General features: G+C 40.7%; 7 protein-coding genes and 1 riboswitch. All 7 genes read left to right on the forward strand.

Annotated features, from left to right (window positions below):
- The first annotated feature begins 302 nt into the window (after positions 1–302).
- A riboswitch (TPP riboswitch) is annotated at positions 303–395 on the forward strand.
- A 58-nt stretch (positions 396–453) separates the two neighbouring features.
- The 7 genes from thiM (at position 454) to ASE55_RS02625 (ending at position 5,897) form a co-directional block, all read left to right on the forward strand.
- Positions 454–1,257 (forward strand): hydroxyethylthiazole kinase, encoded by an 804-nt coding sequence (thiM, locus tag ASE55_RS02595; RefSeq protein WP_056215155.1) that lies wholly within the window; start codon positions 454–456, stop codon positions 1,255–1,257.
- Positions 1,247–1,885, forward strand: a complete 639-nt coding sequence (gene thiE / locus ASE55_RS02600; RefSeq protein WP_056215157.1) for a thiamine phosphate synthase — start codon at positions 1,247–1,249, stop codon at positions 1,883–1,885. Before thiM ends, thiE begins: the two co-directional genes overlap by 11 nt.
- On the forward strand, positions 1,882–2,715 hold the full coding sequence (gene thiD, locus ASE55_RS02605) for a bifunctional hydroxymethylpyrimidine kinase/phosphomethylpyrimidine kinase (RefSeq protein ID WP_056215159.1): 834 nt from the start codon (positions 1,882–1,884) through the stop codon (positions 2,713–2,715). Before thiE ends, thiD begins: the two co-directional genes overlap by 4 nt.
- Positions 2,702–3,352, forward strand: coding sequence for a thiaminase II (gene tenA / locus ASE55_RS02610; protein WP_056215162.1), 651 nt, complete (start codon positions 2,702–2,704; stop codon positions 3,350–3,352). Before thiD ends, tenA begins: the two co-directional genes overlap by 14 nt.
- A 188-nt stretch (positions 3,353–3,540) precedes the next feature.
- Entirely contained in the window at positions 3,541–4,593 is a 1,053-nt protein-coding gene (locus ASE55_RS02615; protein ID WP_056215165.1) for a glycosyltransferase family 9 protein, read from the forward strand.
- Between the two features lie 12 nt (positions 4,594–4,605).
- Entirely contained in the window at positions 4,606–5,367 is a 762-nt protein-coding gene (locus ASE55_RS02620) for a lipopolysaccharide kinase InaA family protein (protein WP_056215168.1), read from the forward strand.
- A gap of 308 nt (positions 5,368–5,675) precedes the next feature.
- A complete protein-coding gene (locus ASE55_RS02625; RefSeq protein ID WP_056215169.1) occupies positions 5,676–5,897 on the forward strand; it encodes a hypothetical protein in 222 nt (73 codons plus the stop codon).
- Positions 5,898–6,332: the final 435 nt, after the last annotated feature.

Here is a 6,332-nt window from a genome sequence, read left to right on the forward strand (position 1 = left end):
AATTGAAAATCAGATATTTATTTTATATTCAATTTATCATTATCCTTAAATTTCAGAGGATTTATAACGATTGTGTGATTTAATAGAAGTCTTTAAAATCAGTCGTAACTTATGATTTCCGTCACCTTAAAAGCCTGTCTGACTTTGTTTTAAAAATAATTTTTCGCGGATATGTCAACCGCTTCAGATTTTATATGCATTTGAGCTGTTTGATTTAAAAAATAGCTTTTAAAAATTTTATGTGTTTCAATTAAATTTAAACCGTTTTACAGGATCAAATCAAAATTTTTCAATACTTTTACATAACGCTTTAGGGGTATTCTGAAAAGAATTGAGACAGTCCCTTTGAACCTGATACGGCTTACACCGGCGTAGGGAAAAGCAATATGCCATTATCTGATGATGGCTGTTGTCCGGATATATCCTAAAGCTTTTATTGATATAATATAAGAAATGGAAAATACACTCTGGCAACATATACTCCGCGTTAGGAATAACGCTCCCCTGGTTCACAATATAACCAATTACGTGGTGATGAATATAACAGCCAATGCGCTGCTGGCCGTTGGCGCATCCCCGATAATGGCCCATGCAAAATCAGAAGTAAAAGATATGGCAGCTATTGCAGATGCAGTGGTCATTAATATCGGTACAGTAGATGAATACTGGGAAGAAGCCATGCTGCTTGCTGCAGAAAAGGCCAATGAACTGCAGAAACCCTGGATCCTGGATCCTGTGGGAGCAGGGGCAACACCTTACCGTGACCAGGTCCTGAACCGGCTGCTGTCTCTGGACCCTCCTGTGATCCGCGGAAATGCTTCTGAAATCATCGCCCTGGCAAAAGCCAATACAACCGTTACAAAAGGAGTAGACAGTACAGCCCTGAGCAATGAAGCTGTTGAGGCGGCACAATTTCTTGCAGAAAACCATAATTCGATGGTCTGTATTTCAGGGGAAACCGATATCGTCATCAGCAAAAACCAAAGGATTTCCTTAAAAAACGGCCATGTTATGATGACAAAAATAACCGGGCTCGGCTGTACGGCATCAGCCATTATCGGTGCATTTCTCTGTGTTACCGAAAATAAAACGGAAGCGGTGATTGCCGCTATGAGCCTTTTAAACATTGCAGGGGAACTGGCTGCTGAACAGAGCAACGGCCCCGGAAGCCTTCAGGTTAACATCCTTGATAAGCTGTATTCGATTACGCAGGAAGAATTTTCCGGCCGTTTAAAACTTCAGAATCATGACAATTAACCCATCATTCCCCTATCTTCTGTATCTGGTGATTTCTGAAAAAGACTGCCTGGGAAAAGATTTTCTCAAGGTTGCGGAAAAAGCAATTATTGGAGGCGTGGATATGATTCAGCTGCGCGAAAAAAATGATTCAGCTGAAGCATTTCTCTACAAAGCTTTGAAGTTAAAAGAGATAACGGATAAATACAACATTCCGCTGATCATCAATGATCATGCTGAAGTTGCCCGGGAAGCCGGATGTTCGGGGATCCATGTCGGAAATAATGATACGGCTCCTCATATATTGAGGGATCAACCTTATTTTAAAGATAAAATGATCGGGTATTCCATTGAGTACCTCAGCCAGCTGGAAAATGAAAATACAGCCGTATCAGATTATTTAGGCATCAGCCCTATTTTCAGCACCGATACCAAAAAAGATACTGTTACGGAATGGGGACTGGAGGGCCTGTCGAAAATACGGTCCCTAACCGACAAGCCGTTGGCAGCCATCGGAAATATCAGTTCTTCCAATGCAGCGGCCATCATCAGAGCGGGAGCCGACACCTTAGCCGTGGTCTCAGCGGTATGCGGTGCGGAAAACCCTGAAAAAGCAGCGTACGAACTTAAAAATGAAATACTGAAATGAAAAAATACACCTATCCTTCCGTAATGACGATTGCCGGTTTTGACGGCAGCGGCGGTGCCGGGATCCAGGCCGATATCAAGACATTCTCGGCGCTTGGATGCTATGCCACATCTGTGCTTACCGCCCTTCCGGTACAGAACACCACGGGCGTGAGAAAGATATACCCTATTCCGATAGAAGCGGTTTCCGACCAGATCGAAGCCGTGCTGGATGATATTTTCCCGCAGGCCATCAAAATCGGGATGGTGCATACGCCCCAGTTGGTGGAAGCCATTGCAGCCACATTGGGCAGGTATCCGAAAATCCCTGTTGTTTTTGATCCCGTAATGGTAGCAACAAGCGGCCACCGGTTAATTGAAGAGGAAACCATCACCACCATTACCGAAAAATTATTTCCCATTGCCGATATTATAACGCCTAACATGGACGAAGCTTCCCTACTGGCCGGGATGGAAGTAAAAACCCTTGATGATATGCGTACGGCAGGAGAAAAGATCTTAACATACGGATGTAAAAATATACTGCTGAAAGGCGGACATCAGGAGTCGCCTACCGTTACTTCGTTGTTTTTTGACGAAAACGGAAGCCAGCATTCTTTTGAAACCGAAAAACTGGCAACCGTCAATACACATGGCTCCGGCTGTACGCTTTCTTCAGCCATTGCCGCTTACCTCGCCCGCGGTGAAGCACTGTATGATGCGGTTGCACTGGCGCAGGATTATGTATTTGAAGCCATCAGCAGCGGAAAAGATGTTGTGACCGGAAAAGGAAACGGCCCGCTGAACCACTTTTTTAACCCACAAAAATTAATTAAACATGAACTGGTCTGAATCTGCCTGGAAACACATTGAAACCACATACCAATCTATCCTGCAAATGCCGTTTATTGAAGAACTGGCAAACGGAACCCTGCCTAAGGAAAAATTCCGGTTTTACATGGCCCAGGATTCTTTATACCTTGAGCACTTCGGGAGAGCACTGGCATTAATTGCGGCAAGAGCACATGATATCCAGGATACACTGAGCTACCTGAAGTATGCTGAAACGGCCATTATCGTTGAAAATGCCCTCCATGAATCCTATTTCAGGGATTTCGGCGTCACTGACAAAGGAACCATGCAGCCTGCCTGCCATCATTATGTCCATTTCCTCAAAAGTACATCAGCACTGGACGCTGTGGAGATTGCCATGGCCGCCCTCCTGCCCTGCTTCTGGATCTATAAAAAAGTAGGAGACCATATCTACAGTAGCCTTCAGTCTGAGAATAATCCCTACCAAAAATGGATTGACACCTACGGAGGGGAAGATTTTGCCGGTGCCGTGCAGCAGGCGATCAGCATCTGTAACCGGGTAGCTTCTGAAACGACGCCTGCCGTAAGGGAAAAAATGACTGAAGCCTTTATCACCTCTTCCCGAATGGAATATTCTTTCTGGGAAGCAGCCTATGATTTAAAGAGCTGGACATGATGAATATTTTTGCATGATGAGGAATAAATGATGATTCCGAATTATTAACTGCAGGTTTATATTAAATTTGTATTATTACTTTCATCTATTATAATCATAAACAGTTATAATCAAACACTTGATTGATATTTATGATTTAGAAGTAATTTTATATTCCATAATAAGCTTTAAAAATAATCCTGCAGTTCATGAAAATTCACAAGAGAATTAATGGGGTCAGACGATCCGTAATGCGTAATCTGACTAAAAATATCGGAAAATCAAATGAAGAGGCAGGCAACGGAACCACTACGGCAATTAAGAAAATACTAATCACCCGTCCGAATCACCGGCTGGGTAATTTATTGCTGCTTACCCCATTGGTACAGGAAGTTATTGCTACATTTCCAGACAGTGAAATTGATCTTTTTGTAAAAGGCGGCGTAACGCCCGTTATCTATAAAAACTATTCCAACATCTCCAAAATTATCCAGCTTCCCAAAAAGCCGTTTAAGGATCTGTTTAAATATCTTAAAGGCTGGGCGGTCATCAAAACAAAAAATTACGATCTGGTGATTAATGCCAATTACGGGTCATCATCCGGAAGGCTCTCCACGCTTTTTGCCCAATCCAGATACAAGATGTTCGGAGATTTTGATGAAAGCTTAGCATTAAGCCATCCCGACTATAAGCATATTGCTAAAAATTCCATCTACAACCTGAGACAGTACCTTACCCAGATGGGAATTCCTGTAAACACCGGTGAAATCCCTTCTCTGGACCTTAAACTGGATCAGGAGGAAATAAAAACAGGCAAAGAAAAATTATTCAGCCTGGTAAAAAACGATAAAAAAACAATATGCCTGTTTACGAATGCTACCGGAGACAAATGTTATTCAGAAGACTGGTGGACCGGATTCTATGGAAAGCTGGCGCAGGCTTTCCCCGATTACAATATCATTGAGCTTTTGCCCGTAGAAAACATATCGAAACTCAATTTCAGCATCCCTTCTTTCTACAGTACCGATGTCCGTGAAATGGGCGCTTTTGTTGCTGCCTCGGTACTCTTTATTGCTGCAGACAACGGCGTAATGCACCTGGCGAGTGCTTCGGCGACTCCTACCATCGGCCTGTTTTCGATAACTGATGAAAAAGAATATGCACCGTACAGCAAGAACAGCTTTTCCGTCAATACAAACATACTGGACCATGACGGGATCACAGCCCTGATCCGCAAGAGCCTGAATAATCCTGAATCTTAAATAAAAACTGTTATGAAAGTGATTTTTGCCGAAGATGTATCGCAGTACAGAGAAGACATCACCGCTATTTTAAACCGGTTTAAAAGCGACGGGACTTTAATAGGAAACGGGAACAGAAACGTTATTAAATTTTTTGATCTTAACGGTTTTACGTTAAACTTCAAATCGTTCAAGCAGCACAATATCATCAACCGCCATGTTTATAAATTCTACCGGAAATCCAAGGCCAGGCGGTCTTTTGAATATGCACAGATGCTGATCAGCAAGAGCTTCCACACCCCGAAACCCGTGGCATATGTAGAAAACCATGATTTTATCGGCCTTACTTCCAGTTATTACATCAGCGAACAGTTAAAAGATTCATTTCCTTTATCAGACGTACTGGGAGATCATTCGTTTCCTGACCGGGAAAAAATCCTTAAACAGTATGTAGCCCTGATCTTCAGCCTGCATAATGAGGGAATTGAATTTATTGATAATTCCCCCGGCAATTTTTTAATAAAAAAGGAAAACGGCGGCTATGAAATTTATCTTGTAGATCTGAACCGGATGAATTTTTATGAACATATTGAAAAAGACAAGCGTCTTAAAAACTTTGCAAGGCTGACGAATGACCAGGAAACCATCAGAATTATTGCTTCGGAATATGCTTTGCTGTCGGGCATCTCTCCGGAATACTGTCTGAACACAATCCTTCACGCCATAAACAGGATGATCGTAAAAAGGAAGATCAAGAAGGTACTGAAACTCTACAAGCGCATTATAAAAATTTAATACGTAATCTTCATATGTCAAGATATCACCATTACAACCCTTCCGGAAATCCTGAAGGGATTTTACTTTGATTTATAATAATTCAATATAAAATCTGAATTTGTTATTCCTATAGCTTAAAATTCCACGTACACCCAAGAAGATCAGGACATTCTGATATAGGTTTAAGCTTAAAGAAAAGACGGTCGGCAAAAAAAGATCCCGTTAAAAATCACTGGAATACGGCTGTACAAATCTCATTCATCATGGAGATTACAGAATGTCACAATTATTGCTGATAGTAGTTTTTAACCAAATACCATACAAATATGCAGTTTATTGATTTCAACAAAGAACATTTTACCCGTGATGAAGAAACAGGCGGTTATTTTATCGAAATTCCTAAAGATGAAGTAGACTTCGGGGATATTAAAGTACAGGAAAAAAAGGAAGACGGAACCTATACGGCAACAGACTGTGAACTTATTGACGAGACCACCAGGATTACCATCAAAATGGAAACACCCGTTGATGTAAGGGTCAGCTTTTAAAATACACTCCAGAGTCTGAGACTTTGGAGTTTTTGTTTTCAACACATGTACTTAGCTATTCATACAAAACCCTCACAATTTCTGCAAGGGTTTATTTACTGTTATAATAAAGATTGTTAATTTGCAAGTGCAAGAGCTACTAACTAATCTATAAAATACGATCACTACATTTCTTCCAATACCTAACCAATTGTATTCATAGTTGGTTTTAAAATATAATCCTATTTTCTGACCTGTTATTAAAAATATGAAATTAGTTGGAGTAATTCCGACACCTAAAAGGCAGCAACTTCAATAATCATTATAATACACTTTTATTGTCAATATGCATATTTTGGATTTCTCTTTCTTTAAATATTCTTTCCCTACTAGTTTTACCTATATAGATAAACAAAAAAAGTGTAAATATAATGATTATAAAAAAATAAGAATAAT

It is taken from the genome of Chryseobacterium sp. Leaf201 (assembly GCF_001421435.1).
Classification (GTDB): domain Bacteria; phylum Bacteroidota; class Bacteroidia; order Flavobacteriales; family Weeksellaceae; genus Chryseobacterium.

Bases quoted from the DNA above. Each gene is read 5' to 3' on its own strand.
- tenA (WP_056215162.1), top strand. From the start codon at position 2,702: ATGAACTGGTCTGAATCTGCCTGGAAACACATTGAAACCACATACCAA.
- thiM (WP_056215155.1), top strand. From the start codon at position 454: ATGGAAAATACACTCTGGCAACATATACTCCGCGTTAGGAATAACGCT.
- ASE55_RS02625 (WP_056215169.1), top strand. From the start codon at position 5,676: ATGCAGTTTATTGATTTCAACAAAGAACATTTTACCCGTGATGAAGAA.
- thiD (WP_056215159.1), top strand. From the start codon at position 1,882: ATGAAAAAATACACCTATCCTTCCGTAATGACGATTGCCGGTTTTGAC.
- ASE55_RS02620 (WP_056215168.1), top strand. From the start codon at position 4,606: ATGAAAGTGATTTTTGCCGAAGATGTATCGCAGTACAGAGAAGACATC.
- ASE55_RS02615 (WP_056215165.1), top strand. From the start codon at position 3,541: ATGAAAATTCACAAGAGAATTAATGGGGTCAGACGATCCGTAATGCGT.
- thiE (WP_056215157.1), top strand. From the start codon at position 1,247: ATGACAATTAACCCATCATTCCCCTATCTTCTGTATCTGGTGATTTCT.